Annotated in this window: 25 protein-coding genes; 13 read left to right on the top strand and 12 right to left on the bottom strand. The window is 56.7% G+C overall.

The features are described 5' to 3' along the window. The first annotated feature begins 66 nt into the window (after positions 1-66). From rpsF to ABLU88_RS26970, 5 genes are all read left to right on the top strand, one after another. Positions 67-462 (top strand): 30S ribosomal protein S6, encoded by a 396-nt coding sequence (gene rpsF, locus ABLU88_RS26990; RefSeq protein ID WP_004098001.1) that lies wholly within the window; start codon positions 67-69, stop codon positions 460-462. A gap of 5 nt (positions 463-467) precedes the next feature. Continuing rightward, on the top strand, positions 468-782 hold the full coding sequence (priB, locus tag ABLU88_RS26985) for a primosomal replication protein N (protein ID WP_004098002.1): 315 nt from the start codon (positions 468-470) through the stop codon (positions 780-782). Positions 783-786: 4 nt separating this feature from the next. Then, positions 787-1014 (top strand): 30S ribosomal protein S18, encoded by a 228-nt coding sequence (gene rpsR, locus ABLU88_RS26980; RefSeq protein ID WP_000135199.1) that lies wholly within the window; start codon positions 787-789, stop codon positions 1012-1014. A gap of 41 nt (positions 1015-1055) precedes the next feature. After that, positions 1056-1505, top strand: a complete 450-nt coding sequence (gene rplI / locus ABLU88_RS26975; RefSeq protein WP_004098003.1) for a 50S ribosomal protein L9 — start codon at positions 1056-1058, stop codon at positions 1503-1505. 146 nt (positions 1506-1651) lie between these two features. After that, a complete protein-coding gene (locus tag ABLU88_RS26970; protein ID WP_046876859.1) occupies positions 1652-2602 on the top strand; it encodes a DMT family transporter in 951 nt (316 codons plus the stop codon). 19 nt (positions 2603-2621) lie between these two features. On the opposite strand, the gene ABLU88_RS26965 is transcribed toward ABLU88_RS26970, so the two are convergent. Next, positions 2622-3278 (bottom strand): LysM-like peptidoglycan-binding domain-containing protein, encoded by a 657-nt coding sequence (locus tag ABLU88_RS26965; RefSeq protein ID WP_348838645.1) that lies wholly within the window; start codon positions 3276-3278, stop codon positions 2622-2624. A 268-nt stretch (positions 3279-3546) separates the two neighbouring features. Between ABLU88_RS26965 and fklB the strand changes: the two genes are divergently transcribed. Continuing rightward, complete coding sequence (fklB, locus tag ABLU88_RS26960; RefSeq protein WP_004871077.1) at positions 3547-4167, top strand: FKBP-type peptidyl-prolyl cis-trans isomerase; 621 nt, start codon at positions 3547-3549, stop codon at positions 4165-4167. A 306-nt stretch (positions 4168-4473) separates the two neighbouring features. Next, the gene (gene cycA, locus ABLU88_RS26955; RefSeq protein ID WP_004128150.1) at positions 4474-5877 is read left to right on the top strand and encodes a D-serine/D-alanine/glycine transporter; all 1404 of its coding nucleotides are present in this window, start codon (positions 4474-4476) and stop codon (positions 5875-5877) included. Positions 5878-5991: 114 nt separating this feature from the next. Here the strand turns inward: cycA and ytfE are convergent, their stop codons facing one another. From ytfE to ABLU88_RS26935, 4 genes are all read right to left on the bottom strand, one after another. Next, positions 5992-6654, bottom strand: a complete 663-nt coding sequence (gene ytfE / locus ABLU88_RS26950; protein WP_201993737.1) for an iron-sulfur cluster repair protein YtfE — start codon at positions 6652-6654, stop codon at positions 5992-5994. Between the two features lie 82 nt (positions 6655-6736). Beyond that, positions 6737-7708 (bottom strand): DMT family transporter, encoded by a 972-nt coding sequence (locus ABLU88_RS26945; RefSeq protein ID WP_064405995.1) that lies wholly within the window; start codon positions 7706-7708, stop codon positions 6737-6739. A 75-nt stretch (positions 7709-7783) separates the two neighbouring features. Next, entirely contained in the window at positions 7784-8608 is an 825-nt protein-coding gene (locus tag ABLU88_RS26940; RefSeq protein WP_004098011.1) for an AraC family transcriptional regulator, read from the bottom strand. An 80-nt stretch (positions 8609-8688) separates the two neighbouring features. After that, positions 8689-9537: an SDR family oxidoreductase gene (locus ABLU88_RS26935; protein WP_014227633.1), complete on the bottom strand. Its 849-nt coding sequence runs from the start codon at positions 9535-9537 to the stop codon at positions 8689-8691. A gap of 90 nt (positions 9538-9627) precedes the next feature. On the opposite strand from ABLU88_RS26935, the gene ABLU88_RS26930 reads away from it, so the two are divergent. Further along, positions 9628-10005: a helix-turn-helix domain-containing protein gene (locus ABLU88_RS26930; protein WP_004098015.1), complete on the top strand. Its 378-nt coding sequence runs from the start codon at positions 9628-9630 to the stop codon at positions 10003-10005. 52 nt (positions 10006-10057) lie between these two features. Here ABLU88_RS26930 and ABLU88_RS26925 read toward each other — a convergent pair whose 3' ends face one another. Next, positions 10058-12001: a bifunctional 2',3'-cyclic-nucleotide 2'-phosphodiesterase/3'-nucleotidase gene (locus ABLU88_RS26925; RefSeq protein WP_201993738.1), complete on the bottom strand. Its 1944-nt coding sequence runs from the start codon at positions 11999-12001 to the stop codon at positions 10058-10060. A 191-nt stretch (positions 12002-12192) separates the two neighbouring features. Between ABLU88_RS26925 and cysQ the strand changes: the two genes are divergently transcribed. Continuing rightward, a complete protein-coding gene (gene cysQ / locus ABLU88_RS26920; protein WP_004098019.1) occupies positions 12193-12936 on the top strand; it encodes a 3'(2'),5'-bisphosphate nucleotidase CysQ in 744 nt (247 codons plus the stop codon). On the opposite strand, the gene ABLU88_RS26915 is transcribed toward cysQ, so the two are convergent. Next, positions 12926-13483 (bottom strand): YtfJ family protein, encoded by a 558-nt coding sequence (locus ABLU88_RS26915; protein WP_032747643.1) that lies wholly within the window; start codon positions 13481-13483, stop codon positions 12926-12928. The two genes, cysQ and ABLU88_RS26915, sit on opposite strands and share 11 nt — an antisense overlap. A 322-nt stretch (positions 13484-13805) precedes the next feature. Between ABLU88_RS26915 and ABLU88_RS26910 the strand changes: the two genes are divergently transcribed. Then, a complete protein-coding gene (locus ABLU88_RS26910) occupies positions 13806-14012 on the top strand; it encodes a DUF1107 domain-containing protein (protein WP_004098023.1) in 207 nt (68 codons plus the stop codon). Between the two features lie 67 nt (positions 14013-14079). On the opposite strand, the gene araC is transcribed toward ABLU88_RS26910, so the two are convergent. The 5 genes from araC to msrA form a co-directional block, all read right to left on the bottom strand. After that, positions 14080-14952 carry an arabinose operon transcriptional regulator AraC gene (araC, locus tag ABLU88_RS26905; RefSeq protein WP_004098024.1) on the bottom strand — a complete coding sequence of 291 codons (873 nt, stop codon included), beginning with the start codon at positions 14950-14952 and terminating at the stop codon, positions 14080-14082. 30 nt (positions 14953-14982) lie between these two features. Next, the gene (locus ABLU88_RS26900) at positions 14983-16992 is read right to left on the bottom strand and encodes a beta-galactosidase (protein WP_348838637.1); all 2010 of its coding nucleotides are present in this window, start codon (positions 16990-16992) and stop codon (positions 14983-14985) included. An 18-nt stretch (positions 16993-17010) separates the two neighbouring features. After that, positions 17011-18243, bottom strand: coding sequence for an oligosaccharide MFS transporter (locus tag ABLU88_RS26895; protein WP_014227639.1), 1233 nt, complete (start codon positions 18241-18243; stop codon positions 17011-17013). Between the two features lie 196 nt (positions 18244-18439). After that, a complete protein-coding gene (locus ABLU88_RS26890; protein WP_025107621.1) occupies positions 18440-19783 on the bottom strand; it encodes a hemolysin family protein in 1344 nt (447 codons plus the stop codon). 184 nt (positions 19784-19967) lie between these two features. After that, positions 19968-20606: a peptide-methionine (S)-S-oxide reductase MsrA gene (gene msrA, locus ABLU88_RS26885; RefSeq protein WP_014227641.1), complete on the bottom strand. Its 639-nt coding sequence runs from the start codon at positions 20604-20606 to the stop codon at positions 19968-19970. Positions 20607-20815: 209 nt separating this feature from the next. Here msrA and tamA point away from each other — a divergent pair, with 209 nt between their 5' ends. Genes tamA through ABLU88_RS26870 form a run of 3 tightly spaced genes read left to right on the top strand, consistent with a single transcriptional unit; the run spans position 20816 to position 26669 of the window. Then, entirely contained in the window at positions 20816-22549 is a 1734-nt protein-coding gene (gene tamA / locus ABLU88_RS26880; RefSeq protein WP_014227642.1) for an autotransporter assembly complex protein TamA, read from the top strand. Continuing rightward, a complete protein-coding gene (gene tamB, locus ABLU88_RS26875; RefSeq protein ID WP_207171965.1) occupies positions 22546-26322 on the top strand; it encodes an autotransporter assembly complex protein TamB in 3777 nt (1258 codons plus the stop codon). Before tamA ends, tamB begins: the two co-directional genes overlap by 4 nt. 2 nt (positions 26323-26324) lie before the next feature. Further along, a complete protein-coding gene (locus ABLU88_RS26870; RefSeq protein ID WP_004098039.1) occupies positions 26325-26669 on the top strand; it encodes a gamma-glutamylcyclotransferase in 345 nt (114 codons plus the stop codon). The last annotated feature ends 77 nt before the right edge of the window (positions 26670-26746 follow it).

The raw sequence follows: 26746 nt of genomic DNA, 5'->3' as shown, positions 1-26746 counted from the left end.
TTCCTTGCCTCCATGGGCCGCGGCTGACCCAGACAGGAGGCTGAATAATCCGTAAGGAGCAATTCGATGCGTCATTACGAAATCGTTTTTATGGTCCATCCTGACCAGAGCGAACAGGTTCCGGGCATGATCGAACGTTACACTGGTGCAATCACTGCAGCAGAAGGTACGATCCACCGTCTGGAAGACTGGGGCCGCCGTCAGCTGGCTTATCCGATCAACAAACTGCACAAAGCTCACTACGTTCTGCTGAACGTTGAAGCGCCGCAGGAAGCGATCGATGAGCTGGAAACTAACTTCCGCTTCAACGACGCCGTTATCCGCAGCATGGTAATGCGTACTAAGCACGCTGTTACCGAAGCATCTCCGATGGTTAAAGCGAAAGACGAGCGCCGTGAGCGTCGCGAAGATTTCGCCAACGAAACCGCAGATGATTCTGAAGCTGGGGATTCTGAAGAGTAATCCTGATGACCAACCGTCTGGAGCTGTCCGGCATTGTATGCAGGACTCCACTTCGTAAGGTCAGCCCGTCAGGAATTCCACACTGCCAGTTCGTGCTTGAGCATCGTTCAGTGCAGGAGGAAGCCGGTTTTCACCGGCAGGCATGGTGCCAGATGCCCGTGATAATTAGCGGACACCAGAACCAGGCCATTACTCACAGTATAACGGTCGGTAGCGCAGTAATCGTTCGAGGGTTCATCTCTTGCCACAAGGCAAAGAACGGCTTGAGCAAAATGGTTCTGCATGCCGAGCAGATTGAATTGATAGATTCTGGAGACTAGCCATATGGCACGTTATTTCCGTCGTCGCAAGTTCTGCCGTTTCACCGCGGAAGGCGTTCAAGAGATCGACTATAAAGATATCGCTACGCTGAAAAACTACATCACCGAAAGCGGTAAGATTGTCCCGAGCCGTATCACCGGTACCCGTGCAAAATATCAGCGTCAGCTGGCACGCGCTATCAAACGCGCTCGCTACCTGTCCCTGCTGCCGTACACTGATCGTCATCAGTAATCGGTCACGGTCCATTAATACGACTTTGAGAGGATAAGGTAATGCAAGTTATTCTGCTTGATAAAGTAGCAAACCTGGGTAGCCTGGGTGATCAGGTTAACGTTAAAGCGGGCTATGCTCGTAACTTCCTGGTACCACAGGGTAAAGCTGTTCCTGCTACCAAGAAAAACGTTGAATTCTTCGAAGCACGCCGTGCTGAACTGGAAGCCAAACTGGCTGAAGTTCTGGGCGCTGCTAACGCACGTGCTGAAGCAATCAACGCACTGGGCACCGTTACCATCGCGTCTAAATCTGGCGACGAAGGTAAACTGTTCGGTTCCATCGGTACTCGCGACATCGCTGACGCTGTAACTGCAGCTGGCGTTGCCGTTGCTAAGAGCGAAGTTCGTCTGCCGAACGGCGTTCTGCGCACCACCGGTGAGCACGAAGTGGACTTCCAGGTTCACAGCGAAGTTTTCGCTAAACTGGTTGTTAACGTTGTAGCTGAGTAATTTTTTACTCAACTCACGTCGAGACGCCGGCCTTGTGCCGGCGTTTTGCTTTTCTGTCTTTGTCGAATCTTTTCCTGGTATGGTGGCTATTCTTAGCAACTTTCTGGATAATAAAATAAAACACTATTTTATTTCTGGTGAAGTGAATGGACGCACCCTCGATTTTTTCCCGCAAGAAAGTGGCTTATGCCTGCGCAACCCTCTGCTGTCTGCTGTGGGGAAGCTCCTATCCGGCGATTAAAAGCGGCTATGAACTGTTTCAGATTGCCACTGATGATGTGCCGTCTAAAATCGTCTTTGCTGGCTATCGCTTTCTGTTTGCCGGCGCGCTGCTGCTGCTCTTCGCGCTGGTGCAGCGTAAGCCGATTGCCCGCTTGAATCCCCGTCAGTGCGGGCAGCTGGCGATACTTGGCGTCACGCAAACCTCTATCCAGTACGTTTTCTTCTACGTTGGCCTGGCGTTTACCACCGGCGTGAAGGGATCGATTATGAACGCCACCGGTACCTTCTTCAGCGTTCTGCTGGCGCACTTTATCTATCAGAATGACAGGCTGAGCTACAACAAAGCCATCGGCTGTATTGTCGGCTTTGCCGGCGTAATGCTGGTGAATGTTAATCGTTCATTGAGCGATTTTAGCTTTGTCTGGCAGGGTGACGGCTTTGTGGTGCTGGCGGCGTTTATCCTGTCGGCGGCGACGCTGTACGGGAAGCGCATTTCGCAGACGGTTGACCCGACGGTGATGACCGGCTGGCAGCTGGCGTTTGGCGGCCTGGTACTGGTCGGCGGCGGCTATCTGACCGGCGGCACCCTTGAGGTTCACAGCGCCGCTGCTGCGCTGGTTCTGGCTTATTTGACGCTGCTCTCTTCCATCGCCTTTGCGCTATGGAGCGTGCTGCTCAAGCATAACCGGGTGAGCATGATTGCGCCGTTCAACTTTGTGGTCCCGGTCGCCGGCACCGTACTGTCGGCCATCTTCCTCGGCGAGAATATTCTTGAACTGAAATATGCGGTTGCGCTGGCGCTGGTGTGCGCCGGGATCTGGTGGGTGAATAAGCCGGGGACAACATCCGGGAAATCGCCACAGCAGGCCGGGTAAGCTACCCGGCCGTGAGGCCTTAACGGACGCGAATAAAGCTGCCGTTCGACTGGCGGGTAAATAGCACCTGCTGGCCGCCGTCGGTATCGATAGTCAGCCCGGTGACCACGCCGCTGGCGTTCTGACGGATCTGGACCGTCTGCCCGGTCTGCAGTGAGCTTAGCGGTTTACCGGCGCCTTCCACCTGGGCCATGGCGTAAACGTCGGTCGGCGGCAGGTTGTGGTCGCGGAACAGCTGCGCGAGAGTTTTCCCCGATTCAATACGGTAGGTCCGCCACTGCTGCTCGATGCCGGGAGTCGACTGCGGCTCCTGATAAGGCTGAGATGCGGTCTGCTGCGGCTGATCCGGCTGCTCATCCTGAATCGGCTCCGGTGCGACCGGCGCCACCTGATCGGCATCGTTGACCGGCGGCGTGTTGGTGATGGGCGGCAGCGGGACCGCCTGATTGCCGGAAGAGGGCTGCGACTGGGATTGCAGGTTGAGATTCGCCTCGCGGCTGGCCTGAACCGGGCTGCTGTTATCCTCGGAAGGGAGCAGAACGCCGATAATTACCAGCAGCGCCCCGGCAATGATGCCGCGGCGGTGCATCGGCGGTAGCGGATCCATGAGGCGAAAATGATCCGGGGCGTGCCAGATCTTCGCCAGGGTAGATGTCAGTTCAAAGCGCCCGGGCATGGCTTTCCTCCTGCTCCGCATATTTTTATCCTGCTCTCTCTAGAGTATAGATGGCTAACTTCCTGAAGGACGAGACAAAGCTATGTTTCGTGAGGTTAACCTTATCTCTCTATTGTTTCTGTTTCCCTTAGATTTGTCATCATCCAGGCGACAAAGTTTTACCCGTCGTGCTATGGCTGATATGCTTCCCACCTCTTTTCTCCGCTCGCCGCCTTTCGCAATTTGAAGGCCCGGGAGCATGAGAATCCCCACCAAAAAAGGAACAAAGATGGCAACCCCAACTTTTGACACGATCGAAGCACAGGCAAGTTACGGTATCGGCTTGCAGGTTGGACAACAGCTGAGCGAATCTGGCCTGCAGGGGCTGCTGCCGGAAGCGCTGGTCGCGGGTATTGCTGACGCGCTGGAAGGTCAACAGCCGCAGGTGCCGGTGGAAGCCGTTCACCGCGCGCTGCGCGAAATCCACGAACGCGCTGACGCCGTGCGTCGCGAGCGTTTCCAGGAAATGGCCGCGGATGGCGAGAAATACCTGGAAGAAAACCGCGAGCGCGAAGGCGTGAACAGCACCGAGTCTGGCCTGCAGTTCCGCGTTCTGACCCAGGGCGAAGGCCCGATCCCGGCGCGTACTGACCGCGTTCGCGTTCACTACACCGGCAAGCTGATCGACGGCACCGTCTTCGATAGCTCCGTTGCGCGCGGCGAACCGGCTGAATTCCCGGTGACCGGGGTGATCGGCGGCTGGATTGAAGCGCTGACGCTGATGCCGGTGGGTTCCAAATGGGAACTGACGATTCCGCACAGCCTGGCCTACGGCGAGCGCGGCGCGGGCGCATCCATTCCTCCGTTCAGCACCCTGATTTTTGAAGTTGAACTGCTGGATATTATCTAAACAGCAGGTGCTTCCTCTCCCGTATGGGGGAGGGAGCCGCTTTAAATAGTGTAAAACCCTTAAGTTGAGCGTTTGGTGGAGCTTTATATTGCATATCTGCTTAATGGGTGTATTTTTGTGAGCTGTTTCGCGTAACCGGAGTGATATAACACTCACTTTAAACATAAAATTAACATTATATCTAAATCATAGTATTCATCCCTCCGATTCTTACCTAATATCGATAAACCCTCGTTCCGGGGTTAATACGAATGAAGGGCCAGTAGAGCCCGAACAACACAGACAGGTACAACAGGAAAAAATCACATGGTAGATCAGGTAAAAGTCGCTGCCGACGAACAGGCTCCGACTGAACAATCGCTGCGGCGAAATCTCACTAACCGGCATATTCAGCTTATTGCTATCGGTGGTGCGATTGGCACCGGGCTGTTTATGGGCTCAGGCAAAACCATCAGCCTTGCCGGGCCGTCAATTATTTTTGTTTATATGATCATCGGCTTTATGCTGTTTTTCGTCATGCGCGCCATGGGCGAACTGCTGCTGTCGAATCTCGAATACAAGTCGTTCAGCGATTTTGCCGCCGACCTGCTGGGCCCCTGGGCAGGCTATTTTACCGGCTGGACCTACTGGTTCTGCTGGGTGGTAACCGGGATGGCGGACGTGGTGGCGATCACCGCCTATGCGCAGTTCTGGTTCCCGGGACTCTCCGACTGGGTCGCCTCGCTGGCGGTCATCCTGCTGCTGCTGGGCCTTAACCTCGCCACCGTGAAGATGTTCGGCGAGATGGAGTTCTGGTTTGCGATGATCAAAATTGTCGCTATCGTGGCGCTGATTGTCGTCGGCCTGGTGATGGTGATGATGCACTTCCAGTCACCGACCGGCGTAGAGGCCTCTTTCGCCCATCTGTGGAATGACGGCGGCTGGTTCCCGAAAGGCATCAGCGGATTCTTTGCCGGCTTCCAGATAGCGGTATTCGCCTTTGTGGGCATCGAACTGGTGGGAACCACGGCGGCGGAAACCAAAGATCCTGAGAAATCCCTGCCGCGGGCGATTAACTCGATTCCAATCCGCATCATTATGTTCTACGTCTTTGCGCTGATCGTGATTATGTCAGTGACGCCGTGGAGCTCCGTCGTGCCGTCAAAGAGCCCGTTCGTTGAGCTGTTTGTGCTGGTCGGGCTGCCGGCGGCGGCAAGCCTGATCAACTTCGTGGTGCTGACCTCGGCGGCCTCTTCCGCTAACAGCGGCGTGTTTTCCACCAGCCGTATGCTGTTCGGTCTGGCGCAGGACGGACAGGCGCCGAAAATGTTCGCCAAGCTGTCGAAGCGCGCGGTACCGGCGAAAGGCCTGACCTTCTCCTGTATGTGTCTGCTGGGCGGCGTAGTCATGCTGATGGTCAATCCAAGCGTGATCGCGGCGTTTACCATGATTACCACGGTGTCGGCGATCCTGTTTATGTTCGTCTGGACGATTATCCTGTGCTCGTATCTGGCCTATCGCAGAAAGCGTCCGCAGCTGCATGAGCAGTCCAAATATAAGATGCCGCTGGGCAAACTGATGTGCTGGGTGTGCATGGCATTCTTCGTCTTTGTGCTGGTCCTGCTGACGCTGGAAGCCGATACCCGCGAAGCGCTGATGGTGACCCCGCTGTGGTTTGTGCTGCTCGGCGCGGGCTGGCTGTTTGCCGGCAAGAAGCGCCTGGCGAAATAAAAAATCTTCGGCAGCGGTTTTTAACGTTGCTTGCAACGGTCCGTCATAAAAAAGGCCACCCGGGGTGGCCAATAAGACTGACAATGTCGAGGGCGCCTGCGGGCGCCTTTTTATTTACTTTCCGGCGAGGGCACGCGGGAACAGTACGTTATTTTCAAGGCTGATGTGCTCCATCAGGTCATCAATCAGCTCGTTGATGCCGTTGTACATCGCTTTCCAGGTAGTGCAGGCTTCCGCCGGCGGCGTCACGTTCTGCGTGATGTGCTTAATCACCTCCAGCAGCTCGCCCGCTTCATCATGCTCGCTTTCCATGACGCTGATAGGACCGCCGGCCTGCGTTCCCATGCCCTGTTTGATCATCGGGAACAGAATCTGCTCCTCTTTCATCATATGGCTGGAAAGCTCCTGGTGCAGTATGGTCAGATACTTGGTTAAGCCTTTCGGAACGTTGGGCTTGTCGGCGTGAACGCGCTCGACTTTAGTGGCCTGTAAAATCAGCTCCGGCAGCTGCTCGCGATGCCGGTCGTGATAGCGAACGATAATGTGATCGATGATTTCCGCATAGGGCGCAGCCCGCCAGTCGCGCTCTACCGGCACTTCCGCCAGTTTGGCCAGCTCGGCTTCAATCACCGCGACGTCCAGCTCTTTGCGCGACGCCGCGCGCTCCAGCGTCTGTTTGCCGCCGCAGCAGTAGTCCATATCGTATTGACGGAACAGCGCGGAGGCGCGCGGAATCGTCAGCGCCAGCTCGCCTAAAGGTTGGTCACGGAAAGCCATAGCAGTTACCTCGTCATCAAGAATATAAGTTGTATTTTAAATGCATCTTATGTACCTGGGAATACCCCTTTAGGATACCAGGCTATTTTTTCTCGCTGACCAGCTCCTGCAGCGCGGGCTTTTCCGGGCGGGCACGCACGGCGGACACCACGCCGAGCACCAGCAGCAGGATACCGCTGAAGGTGAGAAGCGGGGGCAGGCTCTGGCGCAGAATAAAGGTATACAGCAGTCCGGCAAGGGTTTCGAAGACGATCAGCGGCCCGAGGATCACCGTTGGCAGACGCTGGCTGGCAACGTTCCAGCACCACGCGCCGACCCATGAACAGAAGATAGCGATCGCCAGCATCAGGGTGACAAACATCGCCGGACGCGGGCCGAAGGGGAGCGGAAAGTCCGCGTGCTGGCCGTGCAGCCACCCGCAGGCGATAAGGTATCCGGCCAGGGATACCGGCAGGGTCACCAGCGCCTGCGCGGTGGCCCACATCATCGGCGGTTTATCCGGATTTTCCCGCAGCCAGCGGGCGTTGCGCAGCGCGTACCAGGCCCAGCATACCACCGAGATCAGCGCCAGCGCGATACCGGAGCCGTAGCGCCACGGGCTGAAATCGGGTAAGCCCTGATGCAGCTCGGCGATATTGACGCACGCCAGGCCGAGGGCAATACAGACCAGCGCCGGGAACAGGCGTCGCCACGGCAGCTTGCCGTCGCGCTGGCTATAGAGCAGGTTGGCGAAAACCGGCAGCACGACCGGCAGGGTGCCGATGATCATCGTCGATACCGGCGCGCCGGTACGCTGAATCGCGCTGGCCAGGCAGACGTAATAGATTAAGTTGCCCATCATGGTCAGCCCCAGCGCCGTCCACCAGTCTTTCCCGGTGAGCTGGCGCAGCCGCGCGCGGCCCAGCCAGGCCAGCGGCAGGGCGATCAGCCCCAGCGCCAGATAGCGCCCCATCGACTGTAAAACCGCCGGGTATTCCGGCACCAGTAAAGGACCCACGAATATCAATCCCCACATCAGCCCTGCCAGCAGGGCGTACAGCACACCACTAATCATCACGCCTTCCATTACTCTTTTCGTTGGCGACAGTGTAGGCGAGGCAAAAGCGGGAATATTGTATGAGGTTGCGCATTAGCGCGGGAGAACCTGCTTTTGATAACGCACCGGCGTAATGCCGTAGCGGCGGGTGAACGCGCGGGTCAGGTGCGACTGGTCGGTCAGCCCGGCGGCGAGAGCGACGTCGGCGGCGGGCATGCCGTGGGTGAGAAACGCTTTAGCGCGCCACAGGCGAATCGCCATCAGCATCTGGTGCGGCGTAACGTGGAAGTGCGCTTTGAACTGGCGCTGGAAATGGTATGGGCTCAGCGCCGCCACCTGCGCCAGCTCATCAAGGGTCACCGTACGCATATAGTTATCGTGCAGATAGTCGCGCACCCGCTCGAAGCGGTGGCGGGCTTCGGGCAGCGCAGCGGCGTGATGGGCAAACGGGCGGAAGGTATCGATCAAATCCAGCAGCAGCCCCTGCTGCGCCAGCGGATCGTCAGTATGCCACAGGCCGTAGATGAGATTGCCGATTTGCCGGGAGCGCAGGGGATCCTGACGCACCACCTCGCTGAACCACCAGTGGCGCACGCCGGTCACCTCTTCCAGCGTATCCGGGTCGAGATAAATCATCCGATAGCGCCAGCCGTCGGCGGTCTCCGCCTCGCCGGTGTGCAGCTCATCGGGGTTCATGGTGACGATCGAGTTAACCGAAGCCACGTGCTGGCTGCCGCGATAGCGAAAACGCTCGGCGCCAAGCTCTATCGCGCCGATACCAAAAGCTTCATGGGTGTGCGGTTCAAAGGCGTAGCGGGAGATATGGGCATGGTACAGCTCAACGCCGGGCAGCTGCGCCAGATGGCGAAAGCGCGCGCTGTCTCTTTCATCACTGAACTGTTCTGGTACGCCTTGCATGCGATAACTCCCGACGGACATCCGTGCATTATTGAGGATGGCCCGCCGGGATGCTACAAAAATTAACCACTATGTAACAGTTACAGAATGCCTTTGACGCTCTCTGCCAGCGTCGTGGTTGGGCGACCGATGAGCTTACTCAGGGTGCGGCTATCGTCGAACAGACCGCCTTTGGACGCGCCGGTATCAGAATCCGCCAGCATGTCAGCCAGGCCAGCGGGCAGGCCTACGCCCTTCAGCGCGGCGGCGAAGTCGGCTTCGCTGAGGTTTTGATACACCACGTTTTTACCGCTTTGTTTGCTCAGCTCAGCGGCTAGTTCGCTGAGGGTCCACGCTTCATCGCCCGCCAGCTCGTACACTTTTCCGGCATGGCCCTCTTCGGCGATAACGCGAGCGGCGGCGGCGGCGTAGTCCGCGCGGGTGGCGGAGGCGATTTTGCCGTTACCGGCCGCGCCGATAAATACGCCATGTTCAATCGACGGCGGCGCGCTGGCAAGGTAGTTTTCGGTGTACCAGCCGTTGCGCAGCAGGGCATACGCAATGCCGGAGTCGGCGAGCATTTTCTCGGTGGCGATATGCTCATCCGCCAGCCCCAGCGGGGAGGTATCGGCGTGCAGCAGGCTGGTGTAGGCGATAAATTTCACGCCGGCGGCTTTCGCCGCGTTAATCACGTTGCGGTGCTGGACGGCGCGCTGGCCGACTTCGCTGGACGAGATCAGCAGCAGTTTGTCCACGCCCTGCAGGGCGGCGGTCAGCGCGGCTTCATCGCTGTAGTCGGCCTGACGAACCACTACGCCCTTTTGGCTCAGCGATTCGGCCTTCGCCGGGTTGCGCACGATAGCCACAACCTGGCCTGCGGGGACGGTAGTTAACAGATTTTCCAGGACGTGCTGGCCAAGCTGGCCGGTTGCGCCGGTAATTGCGATCATAGGTCTTCTCCTTCGTGTTCATTGGCAGTTGTGGTAAGCTAACACCTTAACTAACTTTTAGTAAGTACGTACAAAAAGGTAAGTGTGAATATGGCGAATCTGACGCTGAGCGAGCAGCTACGCAACGGCAACCTGTTTGCCGAACAGTGCCCCTCGCGGGAAGTGCTCAAGCACGTGACCAGCCGCTGGGGCGTACTGATTTTGGTGTCCCTGCGCGATGGCACCCATCGGTTTAGCGATCTGCGGCGTAAGATCGGCGGCGTCAGCGAAAAGATGCTGGCCCAGTCGCTCCAGGCGCTGGAGCAGGATGGCTTTCTTAACCGCGTGTCGTACCCGGTGGTACCGCCGCACGTTGAATATAGTCTGACTCCGCTCGGTGAGCAGGTGAGCGAGAAGGTGGCGGCGCTGGCGGACTGGATTGAGCTGAACCTGCCCGCGGTTCTGGCGAACCACGAACAGGTAGCCTGAGGATGATGTCAGGATAGCCCCGGTAAGCGCAGCACAACCGGGGAACCGGCAATTATTTACTCAAACCCAGCTGATAAATGGCAAAGCCGATATCGTCGGTAGCCACCTGGCGCATCGGGTATTGCGCTTTCTCTTTGATAAACGCCGCGGCCTTATCGCCTGGTGAGGTTTCAAAGCGAATATCCAGCGGTACGGTGCTGTGGATCGGCGCCAGGCGCCAGTTGTTATCCGCCGCCGGATGGATCTCGCCGTTTTTCTTCGACTCCGCGCCAATCCACGCCGCCAGCACCGAGCGGTTTTCATCCGGCGAGGCGAACGCGATATGATCCTCGCCGGTGCCCTGGAATTTACCGCCGTAAGCGCGGTAGTTATTGGTCGCGATGAGGAAAGTGGCGTTCGGATCGATTGGCTTGCCGTTAAAGGTCAGGTTTTTAATTCGCTCGGCCTGCGGATTAACGGGCTGACATTCGCCGTCATAGCGCGCCGGCTGGGTGATATCGATCTGGTAGTTCACGCCATCGATGACATCGAAGTTGTAGGTGCGAAAGCCGTCCCAGTTAATCAGCGACTGCGGCTTGCTGCTGCCGGGGTCAATCTGATTGAACTGCCCGGCGGAGCACTCCAGCCACTCTTTAACCTCTTTACCGCTGACTTTCATTACCACCAGGGTGTTGGGATACAGGTAGAGGTCGGCGGCGTTGCGGAAGGTGAGCTGCCCTTTTTCCACTTCAACAAAGCTGGCGGGGTCATTTTTGCGTCCGCCGACTTTAAACGGCGCGGCGGCGGAGAGTACCGGTAGTTTCGCCAGATCCGGGTCGCCCTGAATATAGTGCTCAACGTAGGCCTTCTGGGCCATATTGACCACCTGTACGGTCGGATCGTCCTGCACCAGCGCCAGATAGCTGTACATATTGTCCGAGGATTGACCAATCGGTTTGCCGACAAACTCGCGAGTGGCGTCATGGTCGGCTTTTAGTACCGCCACCATGTTGCTGTCTTCTGCCGCCAGCGATTTCTTCGCCACCGCATCGTAGATCGGCCGCGCTTCGGCTTTCGCTGCGCTGACCTGCCATTTACCGCTGTCGTTGTTCAGAACCAGATCGACCACCCCAAGGTGATCGCCCCACATGCCCGGCATCACTGCCGGTACGCCGTTCAGCGTACCTTTCGCGATATCTGCGCCTTTGATACCGGCAAAATCTTTGCTCGGGAAGACGGCGTGCGCGTGGCCGAACATAATGGCATCGACCCCAGGCACCTGGCTTAAATAGTAAACGGAGTTCTCCGCCATCGCCTGATACGGGTCGGCGGAAAGGCCGGAGTGGGCAATGACCACCACCACGTCCGCACCTTTCTCACGCATTTCCGGGACAAACTTGCGCGCGGTGGCGGTAATGTCATTGACGGTGACTTTGCCGCTGAGATTGGCTTTATCCCAGGTCATAATCTGCGGCGGTACGAAGCCGATATAGCCAATGCGCAGGGTCTGAGTTTTGCCATCGCTATCCTGTACCTGGGTATCCTGAATCAGATAAGGCGTAAACATCGGTTGGCCGGTTTTGGCGTCAATAATATTGGCGTTCACGTAGGGGAATTTTGCCCCGGCCAGCGCTTTGTGCAGGAAGTCGAGCCCGTAGTTAAACTCGTGGTTGCCGAGGTTACCTACGACATAATCCAGGGTATTCATCGCCTTGTAGACCGGGTGAACATCGCCTTCTTTCAGTCCCTTCGCCGCCATATAGTCGCCCAGCGGGCTGCCCTGAATAACGTCGCCGTTATCGACCAGCACGCTGTTTTTGGCTTCCTGGCGCGCTTTCTCAATCAGGGTTGCGGTGCGCACCAGGCCAAATTTTTCCGTGGCGCTGTCTTTGTAATAGTCAAAGTCCATCATATTACTGTGCAGATCGGTGGTTTCCATGATCCGCAAATCGACCGTCGCCGCATTTACGCTGGCGGCGATCAGCGTGGCCAGCAGCGTTGCGCTAAACTTAATCATCAGTGGCGTCCTTTTTTATGAGCAATGGCACAGAAGAAAATGTATTTACATTCTGTTGCTTACAGAAATGTGAATCATGCCAGAAAAGCGGTGAAAGAAACCGCCATCGTTATCACAGATAGCGGAACTCACAATGATGCGATATAAATAAAACAACGAGTTAACGCCACTGTAACCAGACGAGGTGGAGAATGTTAGAACAAGTATGTCAGCTAGCACGGAACGCGGGCGATGCCATCATGGAAGTTTACGATGGAAAACAGCCGATGGACGTTGCCAGCAAGAAGGACGATTCTCCGGTCACGGCCGCGGATATTGCGGCGCACAAGGTGATTATCAGCGGCCTGCTGGCGCTGACGCCCGATATTCCGGTTCTGTCGGAAGAGGACCCGCCGGCCTGGGAGGTGCGCCAGCACTGGCAGCGCTACTGGCTGGTGGACCCGCTGGACGGCACCAAAGAATTTATCAAGCGCAACGGCGAGTTTACCGTCAATATCGCCTTGATTGAAAACGGGAAGCCGATCCTTGGCGTGGTCTACGCGCCGGTGATGAAGGTGATGTACAGCGCGGAAAAGGGCAAAGCGTGGAAAGAGGAGTGCGGCGTTCGCAAGCAGATTCAGGTCCGCGATGCGCGTCCGCCGCTGGTGGTGATTAGCCGCTCCCACGGCAATGACCCGGAGCTGCAGGAGTATCTGGAGCAGCTTGGCGAACACCAGACCACCTCAATCGGTTCATCGCTGAAGTTCTGTCTGGTCGCCGAAGGGCAGGCCCAGCTTTATCCGCGCTTCGGGCCGACCTCCACCTGGGACACCGCGGCCGGTCATGCGGTCGCCAGCGCCGCCGGGGCGCACGTTCACGACTGGCAGGGGCGTACCCTTGATTACACGCCGCGTGAATCGTTCCTCAACCCCGGCTTCCGGGTCTCTATTTATTGAGCAGCTTGTGCAGCAGGGCAACCACCTGCTGCACCTCTTCCTGGCTAAGCGCGCCGTCTTTAGCCCACTGTACGCGGCCATCTTTATCCAGCACCACGATGGCCGAACTCTCTTCATTAAGCTGCCACGCTTTGCGGACCACACCGTTGCTGTCGACGATAAACTGCGACCAGGGGTAGAGCTGCTTGTTGCTCTCAATACTGCTGCGGACAAACATGCCTGAACCCGGGATAGCGTCATCGGTATTGACGATTGTGGTGGTTTGATAGCGATCGTGCGGGAGCTTCGCGCTTTTAATCGCTTCAATCAGGGTCGCGTTTTTTTCTTTTGCCGACGAGCGCCCGGCAATATGCTGCACGACGCGCACTTTCCCCACCAGCTGCGCGCTATTCCAGCTTTTATAGCTAAACTTATCGTTGTTCAGTACCAGCTCCCCCCGATCCGCGACGCCGACCGGCGCAACGCGCTGGCCATCGACAAAGTTATGCGCCGACGCCATCAGCGGGAACAGGAGACATGAAACGGCCAGTAATCTACGTAGGGTCATGGTGTTTCCTTTTATTATCTGTGCAGGTGATCCGACCACTTGGTCTGCTTTAATCATAAGTGCGATTTATGGGCATTACCCGCAATGATGGTGCCAGTTTGCGTGTTGACGCACAATTCCGTCTAAAATCGGCGACTTATACTACCTTCATCGGATGCCTGAAACGAAAACTCTGAATTATTGTCATCATAAGGTAAATAAACTTATACAAACTGGGTATCACTCAGATTCTGGACTATAGTTTCAGGGCATTAAAATTTGCGATTCCGGTACGTGGGCTAACTGTGGCACCACAGGAGCGTAACCCTGGCAGGAGACAACAATGAAAATTTTCCAACGCTACAACCCGCTACAAGTAGCGAAGTACGTGAAGATCCTGTTCCGTGGACGTTTGTATATCAAGGACGTTGGCGCTTTTGAGTTTGATAAGGGCAAAATCCTTATCCCGAAGGTTAAGGACAAGCTGCATTTGTCAGTGATGTCTGAAGTCAACCGCCAGGTGAGCCGTCTGCAAACAGAGATGGCATAACCTGAAAAGAGGTATGACTACACGGTAAAAAGGCGGCTCCCTAAGGGAGCCGTTGATGTTTCTGGACCTATCCCTTCATTTCCGCATAGCGTTTACGGTACTCGCCCGGGGGAATGCCGTTATGTTTACGGAAAATGCGCGTGAAATAGACCGGGTCTCCGTAACCTACCGACAGGGCGATTTTGTTAAGCGGCAGGGAGGTGCTCTGGATCAGCCACCTCGCGCGGTTGATGCGCTGCGCCTCGCGCCAGGCGTAAACCGTTTGCCCCAGCTCATTTTTGAACAAATGCGCCAGCCGCGAAGGGGAGAGAAAAACCATCGCCGCCAGGGTCTCGATCTTCATCTCCTGGGCAATATGTTCGTTAAGATAGTCGCACACCGCGTTAATCCGCGGGTCGTGGGCGTGGCGGTTGCTGATCGGCTGTCGCTGAAAGCAGTTCAGGATCAGGCGCTCCAGCGCATTCATCGCCAGCGCCTCCGACAGCGGGGCGGAAGCGGAGTGGTGGCGGATAACTTCATAGAACAGATCGCGCAGACTCTGCAGCTGCTCAGGATCGTTGACCGTGGTTTTACCAATGCCGTGGGTCGTTTGATCCCATTTTAGCCAGTCTATCCAGTAGGGCCGGGGGATGAAGTAGATCCATAAATGATCCCAGTATTCGCTGTGTTCGTCCCGTCCGTAATGGTGCGGAACGCCGGGCGGGAAGAGCAGCAGATCGTTTTCACGACACAGAAGGGAGCCGTCTCCCGCTTTCGCGCGCGCCTGGCCGCGAAGCGTCAGATTGATGATGTAACCTTTCATCCCCTGCGGGCGGTTTATGTAGTAGTCCAGCTTTGAGCCGCGGGTGATGGGGGTAAAGCCGGCGACGACCCAGGCGTTGAAGGTAAAGGTCTTCATCAATGGCGAGAAGTTCAGTAGCTCATTGATATCCAGTTCCATCGTTTCTCCCGCCCGAGCGCCGCCGCCCGCTTAACTTTCGATGATAGTAAATTCCCATGCTTTGAGGCGCAACGGCTGGCCGCAGCTAACTTTTTCCCCGCTCAACAGCGCGTTGCCCGATGTCTCGCTGATAAACGCCTGCGGTTCGCCGGAGTAGTTGAACAGGAAGTGGATGCTGTTGCCGTCGCGGTTGCGCATCTTTTTGACCACCATCGGATAGCGGTAGGCCGATGTACGTGAACGCAGATCCAGTCCTGCGGTCAGCCGATCGAACAGCTGGCTAATCAGCGTTTTCTGCGGCAGGAAGCCAACGTAAATCGCCCGACCCTGAGCGTAATCCGCCTCGGTGGCGGCGGCATAGTCGCCCCATGCCGGATGCTGATAGCGCAGTAGCGTACGGGTACCGGCGTCCGGCGTCAGCAGCTCCATCCACAGCTCGGCCTGATTGTCTTGACGGCAATCAATGTCAGCGCTGCAGGCGCTTACCGTGGTTTCTTCCGGCAGGGTGAATTGACTGTAGCTCACGCCGCAGCTCTCGCGCAAAATTCCCGGCTGCGCGCCGCTGCGCACCTTCACGTTTTCATCGCTAAAGCCTGATTTAAAGCCGATCAGCGCTCTGCCGCCCTGCTCGATATAGCGGTTGATGCGCGTCAGCAGGCCATCATCGGCGGCGTAGAGTCCGGGTACGATCAGCGCGCGGTAGCGCGCGGTTTCCTCGTTAACGTCGTGGATAATATCGAGGCTGATATTGTGGTCGTACAGCGCATCGTGGAAGCGGCGGAAAATATCGTTGTAAATATTGCCCTGCGCGTCGCCGGGACGGAACTGGTTAAGGGCGTCCATCGCCTCATTGCTTATCAGCAGCGCGACGTCGTTTTCTGCCTTCAGCTCCGCCAGCTGCGGCGACAGGCGGGCAAAGTCAGCCCCGATAGTGGTGGCCTCCTGCCAGGTCGCGTTGCGCGAGAAGTCGTGGCTTAACAGACCCTTCCAGTAGGTCTCGAACGCGTTATGAATCGAATGCCAGTGCCAGTAAGAGACCATTGCCGCCCCCGATGCCACGTGGCTAAAAGCCTGCAGGCGCAGCTGGCCCGGATAAGGTGTCCACTGGGCAAAGCCCTGCGCCTGGGTTTCCAGCACGAAGTAATTCTTACCCTGCTTTAGCGAACGCGTAATGGCGCCGCCAAACGCGATTTCTCGCCCGGTCAGGTGTTTCTGGCTCGGGTGATAGATATCGACACCGGCAATATCCAGCGTCTGTGCCGCCGCAAAATGGTCAACTCGCGGCTGCACGCCGTAGGAGTAGCCGCGCCATTCAAAATCGAAGTTGTGGGTGACGAACTGATGCGGCTGGGCATATTCGCGCACGATCTCCGCCTGCCAGGCGAGATACTCCGTCACCTGCTGGCGCTGGTAGCGGGAGAACGCGCAGGCGAGGCTGGCGTTGATAGTGTTTTCGACCGGCGGAAAATCCTGCCAGCTATCGATGCGGTTGCTCCAGTAGTCCAGACCAAAATCGTTATTCAACTGGTCAAGGTCGGGGTATTTTTCCTGCAGGCTGCGTACAAAACCCTCCTGCATATGGCGGCCGATATTATCGTAATGCTTGGTTTCGTTATCCAGCTGCCAGCCAATAATCGCCGGATGGTGCTGCACGTGCGCCATTAGCGTACGGATAATCTTTTCGGCATAGCGGCGAAAGGTCGGGTTGACGATATCCATAATCTGGCGCGGGCCATATTTTTGCTGCCCGTTGACGGTAGTGACCAGAATATCCGGGTGCTTCGCCGCCAGCCAGGCCGGGACGGCGTAGGTTGGCGTGCCGATAATCACCGCGATCCCCGCTTTATGCATGGCATTCAGCACCCGGTCGATATGGTAGAAGTTATATTCGCCCTCCCGGGGCTCCAGCGTACTCCAGGTCGATTCGGCAATCCGCACCACGTTAATGCCCGTTTCCTGCATTAAGGCGATATCTTTCGCCAGCCGATCTTCCGGCATATATTCATCGTAATAGGCCACGCCATAAAATAAATCAGACATACAGGTTACCTCCTTAAATTAATGCGCGGGCGCCGGCTGCGGGGCAAAAGCGCGCGCTTTGTCCAGCGTAATAAATGAAATCAGGGTAAAGCACAGGGCGATACCGCCGAGCACGATATAGCTGCTGGTAAAGCCCATGCTCTGGTACATATGACCGATGCCGGTAGAAAGGAAAATAGAGCTAAAGCTTTTCGAAAACTGGAAGCCGATTAAATAAACCGTGGCCGAAAGCAGCGGGTTGAAGTTGGCAGTAATATATTTCAGCGCGGCGACGAGTAATACCGAGCTCTCAAAACCGTGCAGCAGTTTAATCAGGCTAATGGACACCGGACCGATAGCCCAGGCCGAGCCGATAATGCGCAGACTCATAATCATTCCGCAGTACAGCAGAGCATTTTTCGGGCCGATTTTATTCACGAACCATGGGGCGAAAAACATCACTACCGCATCAAGGAAAATCTGACCTGTGGTTAAATAGCCGAAGACTTCCGCGCCGCGCGCTTTGCTCTCAAAGAAGTGGCTGTAATAGATGGCGAACTGCTGGTCGTAGGTTTCATATACCGCGCCGACGCCGATCGTGTAGATCGCGAAGAACCAGAATTTCTTCATTTTCAGCAGCGAGGTGGCGTCGCTCAGGGTGACCGGCGAGGCTTTACTGCTGTGTATCGCGCCTTGTTTATTCGCGCTAATCTGCATTTTCCAGACAATGACCAGCAGGCATACGCCGGCACCGCTGGCCAGCCAGAAAATCATGTTCTGGTCGATCCCGTAGAGCTTGCCTGCCGCGAAGGTGCCGATAGCCGCGCCAATGCCGCCAAACATTCTGGCGCGACCAAACTCAAAACCGGAAGCACGGCTGACTTTATCAATGTAAGCTTCGCAAATACCGCAGCCTGCGCCGTAGGCCATGCCAATATAGATGCCGCCCGCCAGCGCCCCGAGAAAAACGTTAACTTTTAATAATGGCGCAAAGACGTAGATCCAGTAGGGGGCAAAGAGGGTAATAATGATGGCCAGCAGCCACATCAGGTTTTTACGATAGACCAGCCTGTCGGATATAAAACCGAATAGTGGTTGAACGCAAACGGCAATAATCGCGGTAAAGGAATAAACCAGACCGACGTCAGTGTAATTAATGCCGATGGTTTCCGTTAACCACAATGATAAATAAGGATAGCAGCATCCCCAGCCAATAAAGAAGAACAGGAAGAACAGACAGCTTATATAGTAGTTTTTATTTGATTCTATCATGGTAACCCTCGCTTCCTTTATTCAGGAATATGATCGTGTAGACGCGAGCAAAGTTACCTTTTTGCGCAGAGGGGAGTCATGAACGTTTCGCTGTGGAGCAGTAAAAATCTGCTATTGCCCGAGGGGCGTGAGCAGCCTCACATTCGGACAATAAAAAAGGCGGATTTTCATCCGCCTTGTCGGTTCGTCAACGGTTTTACGCTGACTCTTTATCGCTGTTGGCCGCATCCGGCAGCTTGGGCACCAGCACCGTCGGCTTATTGTCGATACGGGTCACCAGCAGCTGATCGATGCGGTAGTTGTCGATATCCACCACTTCAAACTTATAGCCGGAGAATTTCACCGCGTCGGTGCGCTTGGGAATTTTACGCAGCATAAACATCATAAAGCCGCCGATGGTCTCGTAATTGCCGGACTGCGGGAAATCATCGATATCCAGCACCCGCATCACGTCGTCGATCGGCGTTCCGCCGTCAATGAGCCAGGAGTTTTCATCGCGCGCGACGATCTGCTCTTCCAGCCCCTGGCCGACGAGGTCGCCCATCAGGGTGGTCATCACGTCGTTCAGGGTGATAATCCCGACCACCAGCGCATATTCGTTCATGATCACGGCGAAGTCTTCACCGGCGGTTTTAAAGCTTTCCAGCGCTTCAGACAGCGTCAGGGTATCCGGGACAATCAGCGTATTGCGAATCTGCACGCCGCCGGTCAGCACCAGACTCTGGTTTGCCAGCACGCGGTTCAGCAGGTCTTTGGAATCAACGTAGCCGATGATGTGGTCGATATCTTCATTACAGACCAGGAACTTGGAGTGCGGATGCTCCGCGACCTTATTCTTCAGGCTCTGTTCATCTTCGTGAAGATCGAACCAGATGACGTTTTCACGCGAGGTCATCGATGAAGGCACGGTGCGCGATTCCAGTTCGAACACGTTCTCAATCAGCTCATGCTCCTGCTTACGCAGCACCCCTGCCAGCGCGCCGGCTTCCACCACGGCGTAAATATCATCGGAGGTAATGTCGTCTTTACGCACCATCGGAATTTTGAACAGGCGGAAGATATTGTTGGCCATGCCGTTAAACAACCACACCAGCGGGCGGAAGAGAAACAGGCAGAAGCGCATCGGGTTGATGATGCGTAAAGCGACGGCTTCAGGCGCGATCATACCGATGCGTTTCGGAGTCAGGTCAGCAAACAGAATGAACAGGCTGGTGACCAGGGTAAAGGAGATAATAAAGCTCAGCTGCTCGGAGAGCTCCGGGGACATATAGCGGCTAAAGAGGCTATTAAACGCCGGCGAAAATGCCGCATCGCCGACGATACCGCCGAGAATCGCTACCGCGTTGAGGCCGATTTGCACCACGGTAAAGAACATCCCGGGGTTTTCCTGCATCTTCAGCACGCGTTGAGCGTTGATGTTGCCGTCATCGGCCAGCAGCTTGAGTTTGATTTTACGTGATGCGGCCAGCGAGATTTCCGATATCGAAAAGAACGCACTGACGGCTATCAGACAAAGTATTACTAAAATACTGTTTAACATATCTTATCTGACCGTTGAGATCAGATCCTCGGAAGGGAAGTGGATAACGCTAAGTGGAATTCACAAAAAGCCGGTCCGAAGGCTCTGGACCGGCGATAGCACGGCGTAGTATAGCGTAAGGTACTGTAAAGCCGCCAGAGCGTAAATTATTCAATCCGGCGGCCTGCCCTACGGTGCAGCCGCATCAGGCCTGCGGCGGCAAACAAACCCCAATTCCGCCAATGCCGCAGTATCCGTACGGATTTTTATGCAGATACTGCTGATGATCGTCTTCCGCATAGTAGAACGGCTTCGCCGTCGCGATCTCGGTGGTGATAGTGCGCGGGTCGTTGGCTTCATTCATTGCCGCCTGGAAACGCGCCAGGCTGGCCTTCGCCGCCTCGCTCTGCTCAGGCGTTAGCGGATAAATCGCGGAGCGATACTGCGTTCCGCGGTCGTTACCCTGCTGCATGCCCTGCGCCGGGTCGTGATTTTCCCAGAATACCTGGAGCAGCTGCTCATAGCTGATAACCTGCGGATCGTAGACCACGCGCACGGCTTCAGCATGGCCGGTCTCGCCGCTGCAGACTTCGCGGTAGGTTGGGTTGGGCGTATAGCCGCCGGTGTAGCCAGCGGCGGTGCTATAAACGCCGGGCAGCTGCCAGAACAGGCGTTCAACGCCCCAGAAGCAGCCCATGGCGAACAGGGCGACTTCCATTCCTGCGGGAACGTTGGTCATCGAGTGACCATTGACGGCGTGGAGCGTAGCCACCGGCATCGGCGTGTTGCGTCCCGGCAGCGCGTCCGCTTGGGCGACAAGATGCGTTTTATCAAATAGACTCACGGTGGGCCTCTCAAAACAGAAAATGTGGTTAAGGTTGTAACCAAGCGTGTCTTTGAACACAATAAACGCGCTTAATACGTCTAGATTTAAACATAAGAATTATTTGGGATAACGTCTATTTTTCAACCCTTAGTTGTTAGGGTTTTGTTAAGCCGTGGAGCGGCACTTTCGTTTCCTTCGGGGGGAAACAAGGATATTCAGGAGAAAAAGTGCTACAAATCCGCCAGTTATGTATCGCCAGCGTTTTGCTGGTCAGCGGGGTCGCCAGCGCAGCGAGCGTGCGTTTGCAGGTTGAGGGACTATCCGGGGAACTGGAAAAAAACGTCCGCGCCCAACTCTCTACGATCCAGAGCGATGAAGTCACGCCGGACCGGCGCTTTCGCGCGCGCGTTGATGATGCTATCCGCGAAGGACTGAAAGCGCTGGGCTACTACGAACCCACGATTGATTTTGATTTACGTCCGCCGCCGGCGAGGGGGCGTCAGGTGCTGATCGCCAAAGTCACGCCCGGCGAACCGGTGCGCATTGGCGGCACTGACGTGATTTTACGCGGCGGCGCCCGAACCGATCGCGACTATCTGGATTTGCTAAACACGCGCCCGGCGATCGGCACGGTCCTCAATCACGGTGATTATGACAGTTTTAAAAGCTCTCTGACCCGGGTTGCGCTGCGTAAGGGCTACTTTGACAGCGAGTTTAATAAAAGCCAGCTTGGCGTTTCCCTCGACCGGCATCAGGCCTTCTGGGATATCGACTACAACAGCGGCGAGCGCTACCGCTTTGGCCCGGTCACTTTTGAAGGCTCGCAAATTCGCGACGAATATCTGCAAAACCTGGTGCCGTTTAAGCAGGGCGACTACTACACCTCGCAGGATTTAGCCGAACTTAACCGCCGCCTGGCGGCAACCGGCTGGTTTAGCTCCGTCGTGGTGGCGCCGCAGTTTGACAAGTCCCGCCAGACGAAAGTGCTGCCTTTGCAGGGCGTGGTCTCTCCGCGTAAAGAGAACACCGTGGAAACCGGGGTCGGCTACTCAACCGACGTCGGGCCGCGCGTCAAAGGCACCTGGAGAAAGCCGTGGATGAACTCCTACGGCCACAGCCTCACTTCCAGCCTCAGCCTTTCCGCCCCTGAACAGCAGCTTGATTTCAGCTACAAGGTACCGCTGTTAAAAAGCCCCCTGGAGCAGTACTACCTGATGCAGGGCGGCTTTAAACGCACGGATCTCAACGATACCAAATCTGACTCCACCACCCTGGCCGTTTCGCGCTACTGGGAGATGTCGAGCGGCTGGCAGCGCGCGCTGAACCTGCGCTGGAGCCTTGACCACTTTACCCAGGCCAACGTCACCAACACCACCATGCTGATCTATCCCGGCGTGTCGGTGAACCGTACCCGTTCGCGCGGCGGCCTGATGCCGACCTGGGGCGATTCGCAGCGCTATTCGGTGGACTACTCCAACACCATGTGGGGCTCGGATATTAACTTTATTGTGATGCAGGCGCAGGACGTCTGGATCCGCACCCTTTATGACCGCCACCGCTTCGTGGTGCGCGGCAACCTCGGCTGGATTGAGGCCGATAACTTCAGCAAAGTCCCGCCGGATCTGCGTTTCTTCGCCGGCGGCGACCGCAGCATTCGCGGTTATAAATACAAATCTATCTCGCCAAAAGATGACGACGGCAAACTGATGGGGGCCTCGAAGCTGGCTACTGGCTCGCTGGAGTATCAGTACAACGTGAGCGGCAAGTGGTGGGGCGCGGTGTTCGTCGATAGCGGCGAAGCGGTAAGCGATATCCGCGAAAGCAACTTTAAAACCGGCGCCGGCCTCGGCGTGCGCTGGCAGTCTCCGGTCGGGCCAATCAAGCTGGATATCGCCAGACCGATCGGCGACAAAGAAGAGCACGGTTTACAGTTTTACATCGGTCTGGGGCCTGAATTATGAGTTTATGGAAGAAGATAAGCCTCGGCGTACTGATTTTTCTGCTGCTGCTGCTGGGGACGGTAGGATTCCTGGTGGGGACGACGACCGGTCTGCATCTGGTTATCAAAGCCGCCGATCGCTGGGTCCCGGGGCTGGAAATCGGTAAAGCCACCGGCGGCTGGCGCGATCTGACGCTGGAGAACGTGCGCTTTGAGCAGCCGGGCGTGGCGGTCACCGCCGGCCAGTTCCATCTGGGCGTTAAGCTACGCTGCCTGTGGGACAGCAGCCTGTGCGTCAACGATATCTCTCTGCGCGATATCTATGTGGCGATCGATACCAGCAAGATGCCGCCAGCGGCGCCGGTTGAAGAAGAAGAGAGCGGGCCGCTGAATCTCTCCACGCCTTATCCCGTTACCCTGAGCCGGGTGGCGCTGCATAACGTCAACGTAAAAATTGACGATACCGCCGTCTCGGTGCGCGACTTTTCCACGGGGCTTAACTGGCAGGAGAAAAACCTCACCCTGACGCCGACCTCGCTGCAGGGGTTGCTCATCGCGCTGCCGAAGGTGGCGAAGGTGGCTCAGGAGCAGGTTGTCGAGCCGAAAATTGACAACCCGCGGCCGGAAGAAAAGCCGCTCGGCGAGACGATGAAAGAGCTGTTCTCGAAACCGGTGCTGCCGGAAATGACTGACGTCCATCTGCCGTTGAATCTTAATATTCAGGCGTTCCGCGGCGAGCAGCTGCGTCTCACCGGCGATACCGATATAACCATCTACAATCTGCTGCTTAAAGTCAGCAGCATCGATGGGCAGATGAAGCTGGACGCGCTGGACGTGGACTCCGACCAGGGGAAAGTCACGGCTTCCGGTAACGCGCAGCTGCAGGATAACTGGCCGGTCGATATCACCCTCAACGGTACGCTGAATATTGACCCCCTGAAGGGCGAGAAAGTGCAGCTAAAAGTGGGCGGCGAAGTGCGTAAAAAGCTCACGGTCGGCGTCGATCTGAATGGTCCAGTCGCGATGACGCTGCGCGCCGAAACGCAGCTGGCTGAGGCCGGCCTGCCGCTGGATATGGAGGTGAAAAGCAAGCAGCTCTACTGGCCGTTTACCGGCGAGAAAGCGTATCAGGCTGACGATCTTCTGCTGAAATTTAACGGCAAGATGACCGACTACACCCTGGCCTTTAGCACCGCGGTGAAAGGGCAGTCGCTGCCGCCAGCGAAGATTAACCTGAACGCGAAGGGCAACGAGCAGCAGGTGAATCTCGATAAGCTCACCGTCGCCGCCCTCGAAGGGAAAACCGAACTGAAGGCGCTGCTCGACTGGCAGCAGGCGATCAGCTGGCGCGGCGAACTGACGCTTGACGGTATCAATACCGCTAAAGAGGTCCCGGACTGGCCGTCGAAGCTCAACGGTCTGATTAAGACCCAGGGCAGCCTGTACGGCGGCAGCTGGCAGATGTCGGTGCCGGAGCTGAAAATTACCGGTAACGTGAAGCAAAACAAAGTCGATGTAAGCGGATCGCTGCAGGGCAACAGCTATATGCAGTGGAAAATCCCCGGCCTGCATCTGGCTTTAGGCCCTAACAGCGCCGACGTGAAAGGTGAGCTGGGGGTCAAAGACCTTAACCTCGACGCCACCATTGACGCGCCGCATCTCGATAACGCCCTGCCGGGCCTGGGCGGGACGGCGAAAGGGCTGGTGAAGGTTCGCGGCACCGTCGACGCGCCGCAGCTGCTGGCGGATATCACCGCCCGGGCGCTGCGCTGGCAGGAGCTGTCGGTGGCTCAGGTGAACGTGAAGGGCGATGTGAAATCCACCGACCAGATTGGCGGTAACCTTGACGTACGCGTAGACCGTATTAGCCAGCCGGGCGTGAATATCAGCCTGGTGCAGCTCAATGCGAAGGGCAATGAGAAGCAGCACGACCTGCAGCTGCGGGTGCAGGGCGATCCGGTCTCCGGGCAGCTCTCGCTGGCGGGGAGCTTTGACCGCAAAGCGGAGCGCTGGAAAGGCACGCTGAGCAATACCCGTTTCCAGACCCCGGTGGGGCCGGTGGCGCTGACGCGTGATATCGCGCTGGATTACCGCAACCTTGAGCAGAAAATCAGCATCGGGCCGCACTGCTGGACTAACCCGAACGCCGAGCTGTGCGTACCGCAGACCATCGACGCCGGCGCGAGCGGGCGCGCGGTGGTGAACCTCAACCGTTTCGATCTCGCGATGCTCAAGCCCTTTATGCCGGAAGCGACCCAGGCCAGCGGCGTGTTTAGCGGTAATGCCGATGTGAGCTGGGACACCACCAAAGAGGGGCTGCCGCAGGGTAAGGTCACCCTGAGCGGGCGTAACGTGAAGGTGACGCAGACGGTCAACGACGCGCCGCTGCCGGTGGCTTTCGATACCCTGAACCTCACGGCCGATCTGCACAATAACCGCGCCCAGCTGGGCTGGCTGATTCGCCTGACCAACAATGGCCAGCTGGACGGACAGGTGCAGGTCACCGATCCCCAGGGCCGACGCAATCTGGGCGGTAACGTCAATATCAGCAACTTCTCGCTGGCGATGATCAACCCTATCTTCTCGCGCGGTGAAAAGGCGGAAGGGAGACTGAACGCGCGTCTGACGCTGGGCGGTAACGTCCAGAGCCCGCAGCTTTTCGGTCAGATGCAGCTGAACGGCGTGGATATTGACGGTAACTTTATGCCTTTTGATATGCAGCCGAGCCAGCTGGCGATGAATTTTACCGGTACCCGTTCGACCCTGCAGGGGACGGTGAACACTCGCCAGGGACAGATTGCGCTCAGCGGCAACGCCGACTGGACGCAGATTGACAACTGGCGCGCGCAGATTGCGGCGAAGGGCAGCCGGGTGCGGATAACCGTGCCGCCGATGGTGCGCCTGGATGTGTCGCCGGACGTGGTCTTTACCGCCACGCCAAGCCTGTTTAACCTGGATGGCAGCGTTGACGTACCCTGGGCGCGTATCGTCGTCAACGAAGTGCCGGAAAGCGCCGTTGGGGTCTCATCTGACGAAGTGATGCTGGATAAAAATCTGCAGCCGATTAAGCAGCAGAGCGCCGGTATCCCTATCAACAGCAATCTGACGATTCACGTGGGCAACAACGTTCGTCTCGACGCCTTTGGTCTGAAAGCGCGTCTGACCGGCGATTTGAAAGTGGCGCAGGACAAACAGGGGCTGGGGCTCAACGGGCAGATCAACATCCCGGAAGGGCGTTTCCATGCCTACGGCCAGGATCTGATCGTGCGTAAAGGCGAGCTGCTGTTCTCTGGTCCGCCGGATCAGCCGCTGCTGAATATCGAAGCCATTCGTAATCCGGACGCCACCGAGGACGACGTTATCGCCGGCGTTCGCGTGACCGGCTCGGCCGATCAGCCGAAAGCGGAGATTTTCTCCGATCCGGCGATGTCGCAGCAGGAAGCGCTCTCTTACCTGCTACGCGGGCAGGGTTTAGGCAGCGGACAGAGCGATAGCGCAGCCATGACTTCAATGCTTATTGGTATGGGGGTTGCACAAAGTGGTCAGGTTGTGGGTAAAATCGGCGAGACGTTTGGCGTAAGCAATCTGGCGCTGGATACCGAGGGAGTGGGCGACTCCTCCCAGGTGGTGGTCAGCGGCTATGTACTGCCGGGTCTGCAGGTAAAATATGGGGTAGGGATCTTTGACTCCCTGGCGACGTTGACGTTACGCTATCGCCTGATGCCTAAGCTATATATGGAAGCTGTGTCTGGCGTAGACCAGGCTCTCGATTTGCTCTATCAGTTTGAGTTTTAGCAATGCGAATATTTGTTTACGGCAGTTTACGACGCAAACAAGGCAACAGCCACTGGATGACCAACGCTCAGTGGCTGGGCGATCATAGTGTCAATGATTATCAACTGTACAGCCTGGGCCACTATCCAGGCGCGGTGCCCGGCGATGGCACGGTACATGGTGAGGTCTATCGTATTGACGCATCGACGCTGGCTGAATTGGATGCGCTGCGTACCAAAGGCGGCGAGTATGCTCGTCACCTGATCCAGACGCCCTACGGTAGCGCCTGGATGTATGTCTATCAGCGCCCCGTTGAGGGCTTCACGCTGATAGAAAGCGGCAACTGGTTGGATAAAGACCAGTATTAATAACGATAACGCCACCTTCGGGTGTAATGCCGATCAGTTAAGGATCGGTTGATCGATCCAGTGGCTGTGTAAGAATC

Source organism: Klebsiella sp. GW_Kp182 (genome assembly GCF_040062275.1).
Taxonomy (GTDB): domain Bacteria; phylum Pseudomonadota; class Gammaproteobacteria; order Enterobacterales; family Enterobacteriaceae; genus Klebsiella; species Klebsiella michiganensis.
The sequence above is the reverse complement of the archived record's forward strand: the minus strand, read 5'-3'. Positions and strand labels throughout refer to the sequence as shown.

Excerpts from the sequence above, each read along its gene's own strand:
- rpsF (WP_004098001.1), top strand. The coding sequence starts at position 67 with ATGCGTCATTACGAAATCGTTTTTATGGTCCATCCTGACCAGAGCGAA.
- priB (WP_004098002.1), top strand. The coding sequence starts at position 468 with ATGACCAACCGTCTGGAGCTGTCCGGCATTGTATGCAGGACTCCACTT.
- rpsR (WP_000135199.1), top strand. The coding sequence starts at position 787 with ATGGCACGTTATTTCCGTCGTCGCAAGTTCTGCCGTTTCACCGCGGAA.
- rplI (WP_004098003.1), top strand. The coding sequence starts at position 1,056 with ATGCAAGTTATTCTGCTTGATAAAGTAGCAAACCTGGGTAGCCTGGGT.
- ABLU88_RS26970 (WP_046876859.1), top strand. The coding sequence starts at position 1,652 with ATGGACGCACCCTCGATTTTTTCCCGCAAGAAAGTGGCTTATGCCTGC.
- ABLU88_RS26965 (WP_348838645.1), bottom strand. The coding sequence starts at position 3,278 with ATGCCCGGGCGCTTTGAACTGACATCTACCCTGGCGAAGATCTGGCAC.
- fklB (WP_004871077.1), top strand. The coding sequence starts at position 3,547 with ATGGCAACCCCAACTTTTGACACGATCGAAGCACAGGCAAGTTACGGT.
- cycA (WP_004128150.1), top strand. The coding sequence starts at position 4,474 with ATGGTAGATCAGGTAAAAGTCGCTGCCGACGAACAGGCTCCGACTGAA.
- ytfE (WP_201993737.1), bottom strand. The coding sequence starts at position 6,654 with ATGGCTTTCCGTGACCAACCTTTAGGCGAGCTGGCGCTGACGATTCCG.
- ABLU88_RS26945 (WP_064405995.1), bottom strand. The coding sequence starts at position 7,708 with ATGATTAGTGGTGTGCTGTACGCCCTGCTGGCAGGGCTGATGTGGGGA.
- ABLU88_RS26940 (WP_004098011.1), bottom strand. The coding sequence starts at position 8,608 with ATGCAAGGCGTACCAGAACAGTTCAGTGATGAAAGAGACAGCGCGCGC.
- ABLU88_RS26935 (WP_014227633.1), bottom strand. The coding sequence starts at position 9,537 with ATGATCGCAATTACCGGCGCAACCGGCCAGCTTGGCCAGCACGTCCTG.
- ABLU88_RS26930 (WP_004098015.1), top strand. The coding sequence starts at position 9,628 with ATGGCGAATCTGACGCTGAGCGAGCAGCTACGCAACGGCAACCTGTTT.
- ABLU88_RS26925 (WP_201993738.1), bottom strand. The coding sequence starts at position 12,001 with ATGATTAAGTTTAGCGCAACGCTGCTGGCCACGCTGATCGCCGCCAGC.
- cysQ (WP_004098019.1), top strand. The coding sequence starts at position 12,193 with ATGTTAGAACAAGTATGTCAGCTAGCACGGAACGCGGGCGATGCCATC.
- ABLU88_RS26915 (WP_032747643.1), bottom strand. The coding sequence starts at position 13,483 with ATGACCCTACGTAGATTACTGGCCGTTTCATGTCTCCTGTTCCCGCTG.
- ABLU88_RS26910 (WP_004098023.1), top strand. The coding sequence starts at position 13,806 with ATGAAAATTTTCCAACGCTACAACCCGCTACAAGTAGCGAAGTACGTG.
- araC (WP_004098024.1), bottom strand. The coding sequence starts at position 14,952 with ATGGAACTGGATATCAATGAGCTACTGAACTTCTCGCCATTGATGAAG.
- ABLU88_RS26900 (WP_348838637.1), bottom strand. The coding sequence starts at position 16,992 with ATGTCTGATTTATTTTATGGCGTGGCCTATTACGATGAATATATGCCG.
- ABLU88_RS26895 (WP_014227639.1), bottom strand. The coding sequence starts at position 18,243 with ATGATAGAATCAAATAAAAACTACTATATAAGCTGTCTGTTCTTCCTG.
- ABLU88_RS26890 (WP_025107621.1), bottom strand. The coding sequence starts at position 19,783 with ATGTTAAACAGTATTTTAGTAATACTTTGTCTGATAGCCGTCAGTGCG.
- tamB (WP_207171965.1), top strand. The coding sequence starts at position 22,546 with ATGAGTTTATGGAAGAAGATAAGCCTCGGCGTACTGATTTTTCTGCTG.
- ABLU88_RS26870 (WP_004098039.1), top strand. The coding sequence starts at position 26,325 with ATGCGAATATTTGTTTACGGCAGTTTACGACGCAAACAAGGCAACAGC.